The organism is Aliivibrio thorii (assembly GCF_057368585.1).
In genome coordinates this window covers 567,915-583,339 of sequence record NZ_CM170654.1, presented here as the reverse complement: position 1 = coordinate 583,339, position 15,425 = coordinate 567,915, and the positions used below count along the sequence as shown (strand labels likewise).

The window sequence follows — 15,425 nt, the reverse complement described above, 5'->3', positions numbered from 1 at the left end:
ATAAGTTGTGCCAATAAAAATACCAGACCAACTCCCCGCTGCAGAAGTATTGCGTGAAGAAAATATTTTCATCATGCAAGAATCCCGTGCCACCACGCAAGCCATTCGTCCTCTAAAAGTCATCATTTTAAATTTAATGCCAAAGAAGATTGAAACTGAAACTCAATTTTTACGTTTGCTATCAAATAGCCCATTACAAGTGGATGTTGAGCTATTACGTATTGATAATCGCACCAGTAAAAATACACCAACAGAACATTTAGATACCTTTTATCGCCAGTTTGAAGGCATTAAGAATCGTAATTTTGATGGATTGATCATTACCGGTGCCCCTCTAGGCTTAGTCCAGTTTGAAGATGTGATTTATTGGGATCACTTACAAACGATTATGACATGGGCAAAAGATCATGTGACTTCAAGTTTATATGTCTGTTGGGCTGCACAAGCAGGATTAAAGTTACTTTATGATTTACCAAAACGTACTCGTAAAGAAAAATTATCCGGTGTGTATAAGCATGATAACCTTGATCAACACCATCCTATTTTACGTGGTTTTGATGATCAATTTTTAGCACCTCACTCTCGTTACGCTGATTTCTCAGCCAAATATTTGAGCGAACATACTGACTTAGATATTCTAGCAACGTCTGAACAAGCAGGTGTCTACTTAGCCTCAACCAAAGACAAACGAAATGTCTTTGTAACAGGTCACCCTGAATACGATTCTTTCACTCTACATAATGAATACATTCGTGATTTAGGTGAAGGTATGGAACCAACTATTCCAGTAAATTACTATCCTAATGACAACCCAGAGATCTCGCCAAAAGCAACGTGGCGCAGTCATGGTCATTTACTGTTTTCTAATTGGCTAAACTACTGTGTTTACCAACAAACACCATACGATCTTGACCATTTCTCAGAACAAAACTTCACTCGAGATTAATCTAATTTTGGGTATTAGCTCTTAGTTAATACCCAAACCCCAACATATGATAGCTAATACAATCCGATAGGTAGCGCCCATTTTTTCTTTTTTTGATAAAAAATGACCTTTCATTTAATTCAGATCAACCAAGCCTCTATTTATAAAACCAACAACAATCTAAATGAGAACTCGCTCAATTAAACCCCATGAAATATAAGGTATTAATGTCTGTAGTTGATTTTAATTATAATTGCATTAATGCAGGTGGTTCTATGTTGTATTTTGAATTTCTCTTTTTGTTACTCGTACTCTATATCGGGTCTCGATTTGGTGGGATAGGCTTAGGGGTCGTCTCTGGAATTGGTTTAGTTATTGAAGTCTTTATCTTCAAAATGCCTCCAACCTCTCCTCCCGTCACCGTAATGTTAATCATTTTAGCCGTTGTTACTTGTGCCTCTATATTAGAAGCCGCAGGTGGTTTGAAATACATGCTACAAGTGGCTGAACGGATCTTAAGAAAGAACCCTAAACGCGTTACCATCATTGCACCATTTGTTACTTATGCAATGACATTTCTACTAGGTACAGGCCATGCAGTGTATTCAATTATGCCAATCATTGGTGATGTGGCACTAAAAAATGGTATCCGCCCCGAGCGTCCAATGGCAGCGGCATCTGTCGCTTCTCAAATTGCAATTACGGCTTCTCCACTTTCAGCTGCAGTAGTTTACTATCTTGCACAATTAGTCGATATTGACGCATCAATTACCTTAATGTCGATTTTAATGGTAACTGTGCCTTCTACCTTGTTTGGTACATTAATGTTGGCACTTTACAGCTTGCGTCGTGGTAAAGAACTGGAAGATGATGAAGAATACCAAGCACGCTTAAAAGATCCTGTCTGGCGTGAAAAAATCTTAAATACAACATCAACCTCTTTAGATGAACAACTACCAACTAAAGCACGTAATGCGGTACTTATCTTCCTAGGGGCAATTGTTTCTATCGTCGTTATCGCTATGTGGCCAGAAGTAAGAACTATCATTGAAGGTGGCGCTCCGATCAAAATGTCTGTTGTGATCCAAATGATGATGTTAGCGTTTGGTGGTGTGATTCTATTAGCGACGAAAACCGATCCTCGTGACGTGCCTAATGGTGTGGTATTTAAATCAGGTATGGTGGCAGCGATAGCTATCTTCGGTATCGCTTGGATGTCTGATACTTACTTCCAATATGCGATGCCTCAATTTAGGGCGGGCATTGTCGATATGGTGACACTTCACCCATGGACATTTGCTTTGGCACTATTCATTGTATCGGTAGTTGTAAACTCTCAAGCAGCAACGGCTCGTATGATGCTACCTGTTGGTCTGGCTTTAGGGTTAGAGCCAGCCTTAGTGATTGGTTTAATGCCTGCCGTTTATGGTTACTTCTTTATTCCAAATTACCCATCAGACATTGCAACAGTTAACTTTGATAGCTCAGGAACCACCAAGATTGGTAAGTACTACTTTAACCATTCATTTATGTCAGTAGGTTTAATCGGAGTCATTTCTGCCTGTATGGTTGGTTATGTATTAGGCCAAATTGTCATCGGCTAATTTGACCTCATATTTTTAAACAAAAGCCCATACGTATTTTCATACAGCATGGGCTTTTTATTTTTAACTTGAAGTTAAATGATTACAACGACAAGCTAAAGAATAATCCCGCTAAACATGCACTCATAAGGTTTGCTAACGTACCTGCCAGTACCGCTTTAAAACCCATATTTGCAACTTCAGCACGACGCTCTGGTGCCATAACACCAATTGAGCCTAACTGAACCGCGATAGAACTTACGTTCGCAAAACCACATAGTGCAAATGTGATAATCACTTGACTGTATGCTGATAGTTGATCTTTATGTTGAACAAAATCAATAAATGCAACGAACTCGTTCAATATTACTTTTTGACCGATATAAGAACCAGCCATCACCATTTCAGCTTTTGGAATACCAATAATCCAAGCTACTGGTGCAAACAAGTAACCAAAAACAGTTTGTAATGTTACGCCAGCAAAACCAAACCATTCAGCAACCATTTCTAAGCCGCTGTTTAGCATAGCAATCACACTAACAAATGCGATCAACATAGTACCTACCGCTACTGCGATTTTCATACCATTCATTGCACCACTTGCTAATGCATCAATAACGTTACTTTGTTCACTTCTATCAATAGTTAATTCATGTTGATCAACTGGCGTTTCTTGTTCTGGGACTAAAATCTTAGCCATCAATAAACTGCCTGGTGCAGCCATAAAGCTTGCTGCAATTAAATATTTAAGCTCAACACCTAAACCTGCATAACCACCAAGTACACTACCTGCAACCGATGCCATACCACCCGCCATTACTGCAAACAATTCTGAGCGAGTCATTTGAGGTAAGAATGGACGAATAAGTAGAGGAGATTCACCTTGAGATAAAAAGATATTACCAGTAGCAACTAATGACTCAACTTTACTTGTACCCAGGAATTTTTGAATTGCACCACCTAAAACAGCAATGACTTTTTGCATGATGCCTAAATAATATAAAGCAGAAATTAAAGCACTAAAGAAGATGATGATTGGTAAGACACGAATTGCGAAGATAAAACCATTTGAAGCTAAGTCACCGAATAAAAATGCAATACCTTCATCCGCAAAACCTAATAAACTAGAAACCCCACTACTAAGAGCTGCTAGCGCTGCTTGTCCCCAAGGAAAATAAAGAACAAGAGCAGCGAAAGAGAATTGTAAAAAAAGAGCTCTTAGAACGGTTTTCCAATTGATAGCTGAACGCTTCTCTGAAAATACCCATGCACAAAAGATAAGCGCACACATGCCTATAAGGCTAAATAAAATGGTCATAATAATGCCTATTTAATAGATTGAGGTAAAGATGAAGAAACGAAAGGACTCGCCATAGAGGATGACGATAAAGGTATAAAGTAGTTACTCCAAGAGGAAGGAATAACATTATATAAAAAGATGTTCATTTGGGTTCCTTTACAAGCTGTTTAACAGTAGCTGGTCCTAATCCTTGGGGTCATTCACTGTTCCATGTGACGGCTTGTATTGGGGGAAGGAGTATACATAGCGCAGATTTAAAATCATCTTTTATGTGATACAAATCACTAATTTTTACTTCCTAGAAAAATATTGACAGCAAATAATTACAAACATGAAAAGTAACCCCTTACGAGCAACATTAAAATTAAACATTTACAACGAAATTCACACAATAAACATTCACTAAGCATGCTAAAGTTAATAATAGAATATCTACCTTGAGTACTTAAATATGGCAAATACAGAACATATTGAGATATTAGATTCTCTAGATAAAATCAGCGTTATTACCTACCGATTGGGCATTACGTTATTTTCTCTAACTCTATTTCTAAGTAGCCTTGCTATTGCCGATGATATTTCGTTGGTATTAATTGATGGCTCATTAAAAGAATTTACTTTTATAACTCTTGCTCTTTCCGCCGCAATGAGTGCTGCAAATTTACATGTTTATGATAAGAAAATAAGAATGCTCATTACCTGGTCAGCTTGGATAGGATTAGTACTATTAAGCTTATTAGATGACAGCCGTTTCTTTTGGCTTCCTGTTGGGTTTATTTTTGTTACTTTTTCTGGCATAGCCTTAAAGGAATCATTCTGTTTTAAAGTGATGGGATTAAGGCTTGTACCATTTCTATTATGTATCGCTACACTGATGTTAGCGATGGAGGTATGGCTTATTGCATTAATATGCTTAGCTCTATCTGGTGTGATTTTTCTTTTTTTAGCCATTCAGAAATGGAGAATGCCTCTTCATTTTGATATTGGTAATAAAGGGAATTATCAAAACTAGCACCTCACTAAAAATGAACTAATTAGTTTACTTTTTGTCTTATTCAATACATTATCAGTGATAGTACATAATCTTATTTCACTACTATTCGCTTATTTTTAATATAGGTATTACTAACAAGACCATGATATTACCATTTTTTTATATTTTACTTATCATGGTTTGCATTCTTCCGCTCCTTCCTGGGATCCTCGGAATTTTAAGTGCATCTTTAAGCTATATGCCCCCAATTGGTCTAGATACCTTATCTTTCAATGGATATATATCTGTCTTTGAATGGAGTGGTATTTGGCACTCCATCTCCTTAACAATAAGCAGTGCCTTTATCAGTACGCTTATCTCTTGTTTGATTACTTTTATAATTCTACAAAGTACATGGCAATTATCTGTTTGGAAAAAAATAGAACCTTTACTATCTCCACTTCTTGCTATGCCTCATGTCGCTTTTGCTATTGGGTTCGCTTTTCTCTTTTCACCAACAGGAATAGCTGCAAGACTACTTAACCCTGTCGGAGATTTTGATTTTCCCGTAATTATTAATGACGCCATTAATGTCGGACTTATTTTAGTTTTGATTATTAAAGAAGTGCCTTTTCTTCTTTTAATGAGCATTTCTATTATGCAACAACTCAATGTCGATCAAACGGCAAAAATAGCAACAAGCCTAGGGTATCAACGTCACCAAATATGGTGGAAATGTATATTTCCACAATGGCTTAAAAAAATACGATTTCCGCTATTAGCGGTGATTGCCTATAGCGTATCAGTGGTTGATGTAAGCTTAATTATAGGGGCAACTAACCCACCCACATTTGCAGTATTAGTGTGGCAATGGTTTAGTGATCCTGATATTCAATTACAGCCTAGAGCAGGTGCAGGGGCTATCATACTCCTTGTTATTTGCTTTTTACTCATAGCTTTTCATCGTTTTCTAGAGTGGGGAATTACAACCTACTGTCGTCATTGGCAAATATCTGGACGCATGGGACTTCGCCTCCCTGGCTTAGCTTTTTTTACTGCTGTTGCAAGTATCGTCGCTCTATCATTACCTGTAATGGTACTTTGGAGTGTTGCACAACGTTGGCGCTTCCCAGATCTCTTACCAAGCACATTTACTTTTCGTTTTTGGAATAGTGAATGGGGAACTCTACTGCCAGTTATTACAGATAGCGTTATTATCGCAATTATCTCTGCCACAATAGCTCTTGCCTTTGCCTTACTTGGGCATGAGTTTAAAATTAAATACAGATGGCATATTCCTTCTCTATTAATCGCTATTCCAATGTTAGTCCCTCAACTCTCATTATTATTTGGTCTTCAGGTCAGTGCGCTCTATTTCTCGAGTGATTCTTATTGGTTTTGGGTTATTTGGGCGCATGTGTTTTTTTCTTTCCCTTATATATTTCTCGCATTAGATGGGCCATGGCGCAGTTTTGATCAACGACTGACCCAAACAGGGTTAAGTCTTGGAAAATCACCATGGCATTGCTGGATAAAAATAAAACTGCCTTTATTATTGCCCGCAATGTTATATGCATGGGCTATAGGCATAAGTGTTAGCCTCGCACAATATTTACCAACACAAATGCTAGGAGCAGGCCGAATAATGACATTAACGACAGAAGCCGTCGCTCTTTCAAGCGGATTTGATCGTCGAATTACTGCACTCTATGGGTTATGGCAGGCACTATTGCCATTTATTTTCTTCAGCTTGACGATCTTCATTGGACGATTCTATTCTTATCGTCCTCATCTAAACCTAACAACAAGGAAAGTGACGGGTAATGAGCCTATCAATACAAAATCTCAGCATTCTCACTCATAACGGCACGCCTTTACTAAGTAATTGTTCTCTATCTATCAATAAAGGAGAAATACTTAGTGTCATGGGACCAAGTGGTTGTGGTAAATCGACCTTATTAAACGTGATTGCAGGCCATTTAAGCGGTGACTTTAACTATTCAGGTAGCATTGAAGTTAACAATAAAACAATTAATAAAATCGCTTCTCACGAACGAAAAGTCGGGATTTTATTTCAAGAAGATCTTCTTTTTCCTCATTTATGTATTTGGGAAAACCTTGCCTTTGCATTACCAGATAAAATAAAAGGATCTCAACGTAAGGTTGATGCAATCAATGCACTTAAAAATGTTCAATTAGACTCATTAGCCACTGTATTTCCAAACCAAATATCTGGTGGGCAACGTGCTAGGATCAGTTTAGTTAGAATGTTATTAGCTAAACCTGATGTCGCTTTATTGGATGAACCTTTTAGTAAGCTAGATAAAGCCTTGCGCATTCAGTTTCGAGATTGGGTCTTTGAACAATTAATAGAAGCCAACATTCCAACACTACTAGTAACTCATGATATTGACGATATTCCAAAAGAGAGCCAAACATTCCTTTGGCCTATGGAGATAAACAATGCTTGATAAATTCAGTATTCAAATAATAAAAAAAACCCTATCAATAGCGGCAACTGGCTTACATAAATTAGGGGTAACAGCGAATCAAACGACCCTATTTGGTTTTGCTTTAGGGCTTTTAGCTTTTCCTGCATTACTATTTCAAGAATATAATATCGCACTGGTTTTTATTTTGTTAAATCGGATTTGCGATGGCTTAGATGGGGCTTTAGCTCGAATCACAGGAATAACAGATTCTGGTGGTTTTTTAGATATCAGTCTGGATTTTCTTTTTTACTCCCTTATTCCATTTGGTTTTATTCTGGCCAATCCAGAGCAGAATGCCATTGCAGGTGCGTTATTAATATTTTCTTTCATAGGGACAGGAAGTAGTTTTTTGGCTTTTGCAATCATGGCTGGAAAACGAAATATCGATAATCCCGTCTATAAAAACAAATCTCTCTACTACATAAGCGGCTTAACCGAGGGAACTGAAACCATTGGTTGCTTTGTTTTATTTTGCTTATTCCCTACTCACTTTATCATCATTGCGTATGTATATTCGACTTTATGTTGGATAACCACATTTAACCGAATTTGGTCAGGATTTCATACTTTACAAGAAAATGAAAAACGAGATTAAACGACGTTATTAAAAGAAAAGCCCCAACACTTATATTGCTGGGGCTTTATTATTTATTACGCTGAGTTATTTCTATGAGGTAATTAATACTCTTCAACTGCAAATAAGGTTTCCATGTTCAGTCCTTGCTGCGTCATTATCTCTCTTAAACGTCGTAATCCTTCTACTTGAATTTGTCTTACTCGCTCACGTGTTAATCCAATCTCTTTACCTACTTGCTCTAACGTTGCAGTTTCATATCCTAATAAACCAAAACGACGCGCAACGACTTCTTTTTGTTTTGGGTTAAGTTGACCAAGCCAACCAACCAAAGAGGCATTAATATCGTCTTTTTGAGTTTCTGACTCAGGATCTGCATGTTTAGTATCAGGTAAGATATCAAGCAGAGCTTTATCAGATTCACCAGCCACCATAGAATCAACAGAAGCGACTCGTTCATTTAAACGCAGCATACGACTTACATCACTCACTGGTTTATCAAGCTTTTCTGCAATTTCTTCAGGTGTTGGTTCATGATCAAGTTTTTGTGATAATTCACGAGCTGCACGTAAGTAAACATTCAGTTCTTTAACGACATGAATAGGCAAGCGGATAGTTCGAGTTTGATTCATGATGGCACGTTCAATGGTTTGACGTATCCACCAAGTAGCGTAGGTAGAAAACCGAAAGCCTCTCTCTGGATCAAATTTTTCAACCGCACGGATTAAGCCAAGATTACCCTCTTCAACTAAATCCAATAACGCAAGACCACGGTGATTATAACGACGAGCTATTTTCACTACCAATCGAAGATTACTTTCAATCATTCGAGATCGCGCGGCAACATCGCCTTTTAAAGCTAAGCGGCTAAAGTAAACTTCTTCTTCAGCAGTTAGTAGTGGAGAAAAACCAATTTCACCTAAGTAAAGTTGCGTAGCATCCATTACCTTCTGTGAACTGGTGACCTCTAAACGTTCCGACTCATCAGCAGCAACAACGTCACTGTCATTTACTGTATCTAAATCAAACTCTTCAATTTCTTTAGTTACTGCATTGCTTTTACTCATAGCGCCTCCCCATGGCGAGCCAGCAAGACATTACAACTCAGCTATGTCATCCCTGTTACGGTAAATACCGTTGTGGATTTACCGATTTCCCTCTAAAGCGGATCTCAAAGTGCAAACGAACACTGCTCGTACTTGAGCTACCCATTGATGCAATTTTTTGTCCCGCGGTAATATTTTGACCTTCTTTAACAAACAGTGATTCATTATGAGCATAAGCACTTAAGTAATCGTCGTTATGTTTAATAATGATTAAATTACCATAACCTCTTAATGCATTACCTGCATATACCACTGTTCCTTTAGCGGTAGAGATGATGTCTTGGCCTCGTTGACCTGCGATATCAATCCCTTTATTTCCTTGATCTCCTGTTGAAAACTTAGCGATTATTCGCCCTTTTGTTGGCCATAACCAGGAACCTACCTTTTCCGATTTTTTTTCTACTGATTTAGGTTTAGATACTGGTTTTGGTTTAACTGCCGGTTTTGCTTTAGCAACTGGTTTCGACTTAGCAGTTGTTACCGGTTTGTTAGTTTTAACATACTCCTTCGATTTGGTGTTTTCAACCTTTTTTGTGCTTTGTTTTTGTACAGATGATGATTTTGTGCTACTCGACACTGTTGGTGTAGCCTTGGTAACAGGTTTATTATTAGCCACTGGTACAACTGCTACAGCAGCAGTATTCGTGGTTTTAGAGGTGCTATTGTTACTAACTAAATAACCATCATCGCCATACGCAGGAGCGACATACTTAGGCCCCCATAATTTAAGCTTTTGACCTGGATGAATCACATAAGGTGCTTTTAATTCATTATGTGCGATCAATTCTTTAACATCTTTATTGGTTACATAAGAAATAAAATATAAAGTGTCACCTTTCTCAACTTGGTAGTAACTACCACGATAACTGCCACGCTCAGCGCCGCCATACGATGAAGAACTCTTATTTACACTAGATACAGGAGCAGGACGATGAGGCCCCATAGAGCAGCCTGAAAGTAATAGAATAAAAGTAGCGGCAATAAGCCACAAACGAGAAGGAGTCACGGTTATTTTTTTCATTATGATTATGCTAATTCACCTGCAATTAATGGGACGAAACGAACTTCTTCTATCGCCTCTGAATGAAATTCATCACCATGACGAATAATTCGAAGTAACTGCTGCTCTGTCTCCCCTACGGGTATAACCAACCTCCCACCATCTTTTAATTGCAATAATAGATCATCAGGAATGGATTCTGCGGCAGCGGTAACAATGATGGCATCAAATGGCGATTTACTGGCCCATCCTTTCCACCCATCAGCATGTTTTGTTGATATGTTATATATGTCTAATCGCTTCAATAATCGCTTTGCATTCCATTGAAGTAATTTAATTCGTTCAACTGAATTAACGTGATCTATCAATTGCGCTAATACTGCAGTTTGATAACCCGAACCGGTTCCTATTTCTAGAACATTAGACTCTCGCTGTAACATGAGTAGCTCAGTCATTTTAGCGACAATATAAGGCTGAGAGATCGTTTGTCCTTCACCAATAGGCAATGCATTGTTTTGATAGGCCTGATGAGCTAATGCCTCAGACACAAAACGTTCACGCGGCAATAAACGAATAGCTGATAAAACCGCTTCGTCTTTGATGCCTTGTTGACGTAAAAATTGATCAAGTAATTCAGTTCGAGAATGAAGCATTAGTGAGTACTCTCAATTGATAGCCAATCCGCCATCATGGCCAAGGAGTCATGAGCGGTTAAATCGACCTGCAGCGGAGTAATCGACACCTGATTATGTTTAATTGCATAAAAATCAGTCCCTTTGCCTGCATCTTGTTTTTTACCAGGAGGACCTAGCCAATAAATCGTTTCGCCACGAGGATCTGTTGCTTTAATCATACTTTCTGAATGATGTCTTGCACCTAAACGAGTCACTTCCCAAGACGTTATTTGTGCATAAGCACAATCGGGGACGTTAACGTTTAATACCCTCTCCGTTGTTAGCGGTTTTTCTATATGATTGCGCACTAACTCTAAGGCAACTTGAGCGGCGGTATCAAAATGATTACGCCCTACTAATGACATGGCAATTGCGGGTAATCCAAGAAAATGCCCCTCTGTTGCAGCAGCAACCGTACCTGAATATAAAGTATCGTCCCCTAAATTTGCGCCATGGTTTATACCAGCAATAATCAAATCAGGAAGATCATCTTTCATTAATTCATTCAATGCAAAATGCACGCAATCTGTTGGTGTCCCTTGCACTGAATGAATATTTGTTTCAATTTGACGAACTCGAAGTGGAGATTCAAGAGTTAATGAATTTGATGCACCAGAACGATTACGATCAGGAGCAACAATAGTAATATCCGCAATATCTGATAATACGACCGCGAGGGTATTTATCCCTTCAGCAAAGACACCATCATCATTACTTAACAATATGCGCAACTTATTCACTCTTATCTCCATTCCTTTCTTTAAAATTGAATTACTCGTATGTACGTTCTACTTCAATTTCTTGCAATAGCTCACGCATAATTACGGTTGCAAAACTGCCCGATGTTAAAGAGAAATTAAGTGTTAACGTATCACCTTCAGCTGACCAACTAAGATTCTCTGGGTGTAACTCAATAGCACGACGCTCATGGCGCATACGGTTACCACGGATCAAGGCCATTAAATCTGGTTCAGCATCAAGTTGTGGTTGCTCTAGAGTTAATGCAGTTTCACTTGTTGGTAATTGATTATCACCCGCTAATGCAGCACTAATTGACCAATCACCATTTTGAACTTTTTGAATATTCTCTTCCGAGGTTACATTCTCATTAACCGTACGACCATTTTGATCAAGTAGAATATCACCATCAACAGGTTGAGTGAAGTAACCCTCTGTTATTCTTTGAGAAACAATATGATTGAAAATCCATGAACGAGCCGCTGATAAATAGAAACTACGTTTTGTATTATCACGAGTGCGTACGTTTTCACGACCCCAACGACGAGCTTCTGTTACGTTATTGCCTTCATGACCAAAACGTTGAGAGCCAAAGTAATTAGGAACCCCTGATACTTTTACTTTGTCCAAGCGAGACAGAACATCATCCATATCCGTCACTTCAGTCGCTATTAACTGGAAGCTATTTCCTAGAAGATCACCTGGACGCAATTTTTTGTTATGGCGCGTCATTTCTAAAATTTCAACACCTGGGTGCGTAGCTTCAAACAAAGCAAATTTAAGATGATCACTTTTTGGTAAATGAACACTCAACCATTGCTCTGTTATTGCATGACGGTCTTTAAGGCCAGCCCAACTAATATCTTTTGATTTTACACCACAAAACTTTGCTAGCTCGTTTGCTACATACTTAGTGTTTTCACCCGTTTTACGGATCTTAACCATTAAGTGTTCACCCTTTCCTGTGAACGTAAAACCTAATACTTCTTTAACGATAAAATGCTCAGGTAATTGCTTTAATTTACCTGTCGCCACTGGCTTTCCGTATAACCACGAAAAAGTAGACATAATGTCTGACATAGAATGAATCTCTTAAGATACGTTAACTAATAGCACTACTGCTTCACAAGCAATGCCTTCTTTTCTTCCTGTAAAACCTAGACGTTCAGATGTTGTTGCTTTTACATTCACGTTGTCTAAGCCAGTTTCTAAATCTTCGGCAATAGCAGCACACATAGCTTGAATATGAGGAGCCATTTTAGGTGCCTGAGCAATGATAGTGACATCAGCGTTCCCTAACACTAAACCTTTCTCTTTTACTCTACGATAAACATCTCTTAGCAAAGCTCGGCTATCCGCCCCTTTCCATTTATCATCAGTATCTGGGAAATGACGACCGATATCACCCTCTGAAATCGCGCCTAATAAGGCATCACATAAAGCGTGCAGAGCAACATCACCATCAGAGTGCGCAATAAGCCCTTGTTCATAAGGAACGCTAACCCCGCCGATAATTACAGGGCCTTCACCACCAAATTTATGTACATCAAATCCGTGTCCAATTCTCATTATTTGGTTTCCTTTTTCATTTTTTGAAGATAGAACGCTGCTAAATCAAGATCTTCTGGCTGGGTGATCTTTAAGTTATCGGCACGGCCTTGAACCAATTTAGGTTGATGCCCCATTAATTCAATCGCTGACGATTCATCAGTGATTAAGAATGAGTTCTCTAATCCTGTTTTTAAGGCTGTATATAAAAGATCTGTGGTAAAAAGTTGAGGTGTTAATGCATGCCATAGCACACTACGATCAATGGTTGTATCAATCTTATTTTCAGGTGTCGCTTGCTTCATCGTGTCTCGGACAGGAGAAGCAAGAATCCCCCCCACATGATGGGGTACTACTTCCTCAATCAGTTTTTCAATATCAGTATGACGGATACAAGGACGAGCGGCATCATGAACCATGCTCCATTCACTCAGCTGATTATTTTTTACATAAGTTAATCCAGAAAGCACAGAATCGGCTCGCTCTGCCCCACCAGAAACTCGAATAACCCGTTTATCTTTAGCTATCGCTAATTCATCAAAATACGGGTCAGTATCACTAACTGCAACAATGACAGTATCAATTAAAGGGTAAGACAGTAATTGTTCAAGCGTGTGCTCTAAGACCGGTTTTCCATTCAATAATAAATATTGCTTAGGACGATCTGCTTTCATACGACTGCCGACACCAGCAGCAGGAACGATAGCAGTAATAGAAGGTAAAGAGATCATGACTTATCCTTCACTATTTTCATCAATGATTCGATAAAATGTTTCACCTTTTTTTATCATTCCCAACTCATGTCGAGCACGCTCTTCAATTGCTTCTGAGCCTTTTTTCAAATCATCGATTTCAGCAAACATTTGTTCATTTAGATTGCGTAAACCTTGATTGACCTCTTCTTGCAATGTGACATCGTTTGAGACCTGTGCGTAATCGGACATTCCATTTTTTCCAAACCATAAGGTGTATTGCAACCACCCTAAAGCAATCAGTAAGAAAATGGCAAATGTACGCATAATAGCTCCGAAAATAAGAAATGATAAAAGAAAGCTAACTATATCAATCCATCATTAGAACTTCACTAGCTGTCTTACTGAAATAAAAAAAACCGCCTCAAATGAGACGGTTTTTATATCTAAATTCTAATCGAACGATTAAAGAATCAAGTCATACTCTCAAAAATTGAGATTATTGACCTTTAACTTCTTTAAGACCGTTGAATGGCGCTAGTTCACCTAGAGCTTCTTCGATACGGATTAGTTGGTTGTACTTAGCAACACGGTCAGAACGGCTCATAGAACCAGTTTTGATTTGACCTGCAGCTGTACCAACTGCTAGATCAGCAATTGTTGCATCTTCAGTTTCGCCAGAACGGTGAGAGATAACTGCTGTGAAACCAGCATCTTTAGCCATCTTGATTGCTGCTAGAGTCTCTGTAAGTGAACCGATTTGGTTGAACTTGATAAGGATTGAGTTAGTGATGCCTTCTTCGATACCACGAGCAAGAATCTTAGTGTTTGTAACGAATAGATCGTCACCAACTAGTTGGATTTTGTCGCCTAGAAGTTCAGTTTGGTGTTTGAAACCAGTCCAATCAGACTCGTCAAGACCATCTTCGATAGATACGATTGGGAATTGCTCAACAAGACCAGCTAGGTAGTGGTTGAACTCTTCAGCAGTAAATTTCTTACCTTCGCCTTTAAGGTCGTAGATGCCGTCTTCTTTGTTGAAGAACTCAGAAGCAGCACAGTCCATAGCAAGAGTAACGTCTTTACCTAGCTCGTAACCAGCAGCTGCAACAGCTTCTGCGATAACTTCTAGAGCTTCAGCGTTAGATTTAAGGTTAGGAGCGAAACCACCTTCATCACCAACTGCAGTGCTGTAGCCTTTAGACTTAAGAACTTTAGCTAGGTTGTGGAATACTTCAGCACCGATACGTAGAGCTTCTTTAAGAGTTTTAGCGCCAACTGGTTGGATCATGAACTCTTGGATGTCAACGTTGTTATCAGCGTGCTCACCACCGTTGATGATGTTCATCATTGGTAGAGGCATAGAGAATACGCCTGGAGTGCCGTTTAGGTCAGCAATGTGAGCGTAAAGAGGCATAGACTTAGCTGCTGCAGCTGCTTTAGCATTCGCTAGAGAAACAGCAAGGATTGCGTTAGCACCGAAGTTTGCTTTGTTGTCTGTACCATCTAAATCGATCATGATTTGGTCGATTTCAGCTTGGTTTTTCGCGTCTTTGCCGATTAGAGCTTCTGCGATTGGACCATTTACAGCTGCGATAGCTTTAAGAACACCTTTACCTAGGAAACGAGATTTGTCGCCATCACGTAGCTCAAGAGCTTCACGAGAACCTGTAGATGCGCCAGATGGAGCAGCAGCCATACCTACAAAACCACTTTCTAGGTGAACTTCAGCTTCAACTGTTGGGTTACCACGAGAATCGATGATTTCACGACCTAGAACTTTAACGATCTTAGACATTGTGTTTCCTCTACTTTATCTT

16 protein-coding genes are annotated in these 15,425 nt (G+C 38.9%); 6 read left to right on the top strand and 10 right to left on the bottom strand.

Annotated features, from left to right (window positions below; genetic code table 11):
• Positions 1 to 7 precede the first annotated feature (7 nt).
• Entirely contained in the window at positions 8 to 946 is a 939-nt protein-coding gene (gene metA / locus AC2IP4_RS02560) for a homoserine O-acetyltransferase MetA (RefSeq protein WP_375321132.1), read from the top strand.
• 254 nt (positions 947 to 1,200) lie between these two features.
• The gene (locus tag AC2IP4_RS02555; RefSeq protein WP_375322817.1) at positions 1,201 to 2,529 is read left to right on the top strand and encodes an anaerobic C4-dicarboxylate transporter; all 1,329 of its coding nucleotides are present in this window, start codon (positions 1,201 to 1,203) and stop codon (positions 2,527 to 2,529) included.
• Positions 2,530 to 2,611: 82 nt separating this feature from the next.
• Here the strand turns inward: AC2IP4_RS02555 and AC2IP4_RS02550 are convergent, their stop codons facing one another.
• On the bottom strand, positions 2,612 to 3,826 hold the full coding sequence (locus AC2IP4_RS02550; RefSeq protein ID WP_375321133.1) for a NupC/NupG family nucleoside CNT transporter: 1,215 nt from the start codon (positions 3,824 to 3,826) through the stop codon (positions 2,612 to 2,614).
• Between the two features lie 433 nt (positions 3,827 to 4,259).
• Here AC2IP4_RS02550 and AC2IP4_RS02545 point away from each other — a divergent pair, with 433 nt between their 5' ends.
• The 4 genes from AC2IP4_RS02545 to AC2IP4_RS02530 all read left to right on the top strand — a co-directional run bounded on the left by AC2IP4_RS02545 (position 4,260) and on the right by AC2IP4_RS02530 (position 7,868).
• Complete coding sequence (locus AC2IP4_RS02545) at positions 4,260 to 4,820, top strand: DUF2301 domain-containing membrane protein (protein ID WP_375321134.1); 561 nt, start codon at positions 4,260 to 4,262, stop codon at positions 4,818 to 4,820.
• Positions 4,821 to 4,947: 127 nt separating this feature from the next.
• Positions 4,948 to 6,645, top strand: a complete 1,698-nt coding sequence (locus AC2IP4_RS02540; protein ID WP_375322818.1) for an ABC transporter permease — start codon at positions 4,948 to 4,950, stop codon at positions 6,643 to 6,645.
• Positions 6,605 to 7,252 carry an ATP-binding cassette domain-containing protein gene (locus AC2IP4_RS02535; RefSeq protein ID WP_375321135.1) on the top strand — a complete coding sequence of 216 codons (648 nt, stop codon included), beginning with the start codon at positions 6,605 to 6,607 and terminating at the stop codon, positions 7,250 to 7,252. The genes AC2IP4_RS02540 and AC2IP4_RS02535 overlap by 41 nt, the downstream gene beginning before the upstream one ends.
• Entirely contained in the window at positions 7,245 to 7,868 is a 624-nt protein-coding gene (locus AC2IP4_RS02530) for a CDP-alcohol phosphatidyltransferase family protein (protein ID WP_486306725.1), read from the top strand. Before AC2IP4_RS02535 ends, AC2IP4_RS02530 begins: the two co-directional genes overlap by 8 nt.
• An 83-nt stretch (positions 7,869 to 7,951) precedes the next feature.
• Here the strand turns inward: AC2IP4_RS02530 and rpoS are convergent, their stop codons facing one another.
• The 9 genes from rpoS to eno form a co-directional block, all read right to left on the bottom strand.
• A complete protein-coding gene (gene rpoS / locus AC2IP4_RS02525; protein ID WP_105055389.1) occupies positions 7,952 to 8,914 on the bottom strand; it encodes an RNA polymerase sigma factor RpoS in 963 nt (320 codons plus the stop codon).
• A 55-nt stretch (positions 8,915 to 8,969) separates the two neighbouring features.
• Complete coding sequence (locus AC2IP4_RS02520; protein ID WP_375322819.1) at positions 8,970 to 9,896, bottom strand: peptidoglycan DD-metalloendopeptidase family protein; 927 nt, start codon at positions 9,894 to 9,896, stop codon at positions 8,970 to 8,972.
• 83 nt (positions 9,897 to 9,979) lie between these two features.
• Entirely contained in the window at positions 9,980 to 10,606 is a 627-nt protein-coding gene (locus tag AC2IP4_RS02515) for a protein-L-isoaspartate(D-aspartate) O-methyltransferase (RefSeq protein WP_375321137.1), read from the bottom strand.
• The gene (surE, locus tag AC2IP4_RS02510; protein ID WP_375321138.1) at positions 10,606 to 11,379 is read right to left on the bottom strand and encodes a 5'/3'-nucleotidase SurE; all 774 of its coding nucleotides are present in this window, start codon (positions 11,377 to 11,379) and stop codon (positions 10,606 to 10,608) included. The genes AC2IP4_RS02515 and surE overlap by 1 nt, the downstream gene beginning before the upstream one ends.
• Positions 11,380 to 11,398: 19 nt before the next feature.
• Positions 11,399 to 12,445: a tRNA pseudouridine(13) synthase TruD gene (truD, locus tag AC2IP4_RS02505; protein ID WP_375321139.1), complete on the bottom strand. Its 1,047-nt coding sequence runs from the start codon at positions 12,443 to 12,445 to the stop codon at positions 11,399 to 11,401.
• Positions 12,446 to 12,457: 12 nt separating this feature from the next.
• On the bottom strand, positions 12,458 to 12,934 hold the full coding sequence (gene ispF, locus AC2IP4_RS02500; protein ID WP_486306726.1) for a 2-C-methyl-D-erythritol 2,4-cyclodiphosphate synthase: 477 nt from the start codon (positions 12,932 to 12,934) through the stop codon (positions 12,458 to 12,460).
• The gene (ispD, locus tag AC2IP4_RS02495) at positions 12,934 to 13,644 is read right to left on the bottom strand and encodes a 2-C-methyl-D-erythritol 4-phosphate cytidylyltransferase (RefSeq protein WP_375321141.1); all 711 of its coding nucleotides are present in this window, start codon (positions 13,642 to 13,644) and stop codon (positions 12,934 to 12,936) included. Before ispD ends, ispF begins: the two co-directional genes overlap by 1 nt.
• A 3-nt stretch (positions 13,645 to 13,647) precedes the next feature.
• Positions 13,648 to 13,932 (bottom strand): cell division protein FtsB, encoded by a 285-nt coding sequence (gene ftsB, locus AC2IP4_RS02490; RefSeq protein WP_375321142.1) that lies wholly within the window; start codon positions 13,930 to 13,932, stop codon positions 13,648 to 13,650.
• Between the two features lie 172 nt (positions 13,933 to 14,104).
• Positions 14,105 to 15,403 (bottom strand): phosphopyruvate hydratase, encoded by a 1,299-nt coding sequence (gene eno / locus AC2IP4_RS02485; protein WP_130047765.1) that lies wholly within the window; start codon positions 15,401 to 15,403, stop codon positions 14,105 to 14,107.
• Between the last annotated feature and the right edge of the window lie 22 nt (positions 15,404 to 15,425).

What these genes read in the sequence shown, in the direction of transcription:
- ispF (WP_486306726.1), bottom strand. Translation starts at nt 12,934, where the DNA reads ATGAGAATTGGACACGGATTTGATGTACATAAATTTGGTGGTGAAGGC.
- eno (WP_130047765.1), bottom strand. Translation starts at nt 15,403, where the DNA reads ATGTCTAAGATCGTTAAAGTTCTAGGTCGTGAAATCATCGATTCTCGT.
- rpoS (WP_105055389.1), bottom strand. Translation starts at nt 8,914, where the DNA reads ATGAGTAAAAGCAATGCAGTAACTAAAGAAATTGAAGAGTTTGATTTA.
- truD (WP_375321139.1), bottom strand. Translation starts at nt 12,445, where the DNA reads ATGTCAGACATTATGTCTACTTTTTCGTGGTTATACGGAAAGCCAGTG.
- AC2IP4_RS02555 (WP_375322817.1), top strand. Translation starts at nt 1,201, where the DNA reads ATGTTGTATTTTGAATTTCTCTTTTTGTTACTCGTACTCTATATCGGG.
- ispD (WP_375321141.1), bottom strand. Translation starts at nt 13,644, where the DNA reads ATGATCTCTTTACCTTCTATTACTGCTATCGTTCCTGCTGCTGGTGTC.
- AC2IP4_RS02530 (WP_486306725.1), top strand. Translation starts at nt 7,245, where the DNA reads ATGCTTGATAAATTCAGTATTCAAATAATAAAAAAAACCCTATCAATA.
- surE (WP_375321138.1), bottom strand. Translation starts at nt 11,379, where the DNA reads ATGGAGATAAGAGTGAATAAGTTGCGCATATTGTTAAGTAATGATGAT.
- AC2IP4_RS02520 (WP_375322819.1), bottom strand. Translation starts at nt 9,896, where the DNA reads ATGGGGCCTCATCGTCCTGCTCCTGTATCTAGTGTAAATAAGAGTTCT.
- AC2IP4_RS02545 (WP_375321134.1), top strand. Translation starts at nt 4,260, where the DNA reads ATGGCAAATACAGAACATATTGAGATATTAGATTCTCTAGATAAAATC.
- ftsB (WP_375321142.1), bottom strand. Translation starts at nt 13,932, where the DNA reads ATGCGTACATTTGCCATTTTCTTACTGATTGCTTTAGGGTGGTTGCAA.
- AC2IP4_RS02535 (WP_375321135.1), top strand. Translation starts at nt 6,605, where the DNA reads ATGAGCCTATCAATACAAAATCTCAGCATTCTCACTCATAACGGCACG.
- AC2IP4_RS02550 (WP_375321133.1), bottom strand. Translation starts at nt 3,826, where the DNA reads ATGACCATTTTATTTAGCCTTATAGGCATGTGTGCGCTTATCTTTTGT.
- AC2IP4_RS02515 (WP_375321137.1), bottom strand. Translation starts at nt 10,606, where the DNA reads ATGCTTCATTCTCGAACTGAATTACTTGATCAATTTTTACGTCAACAA.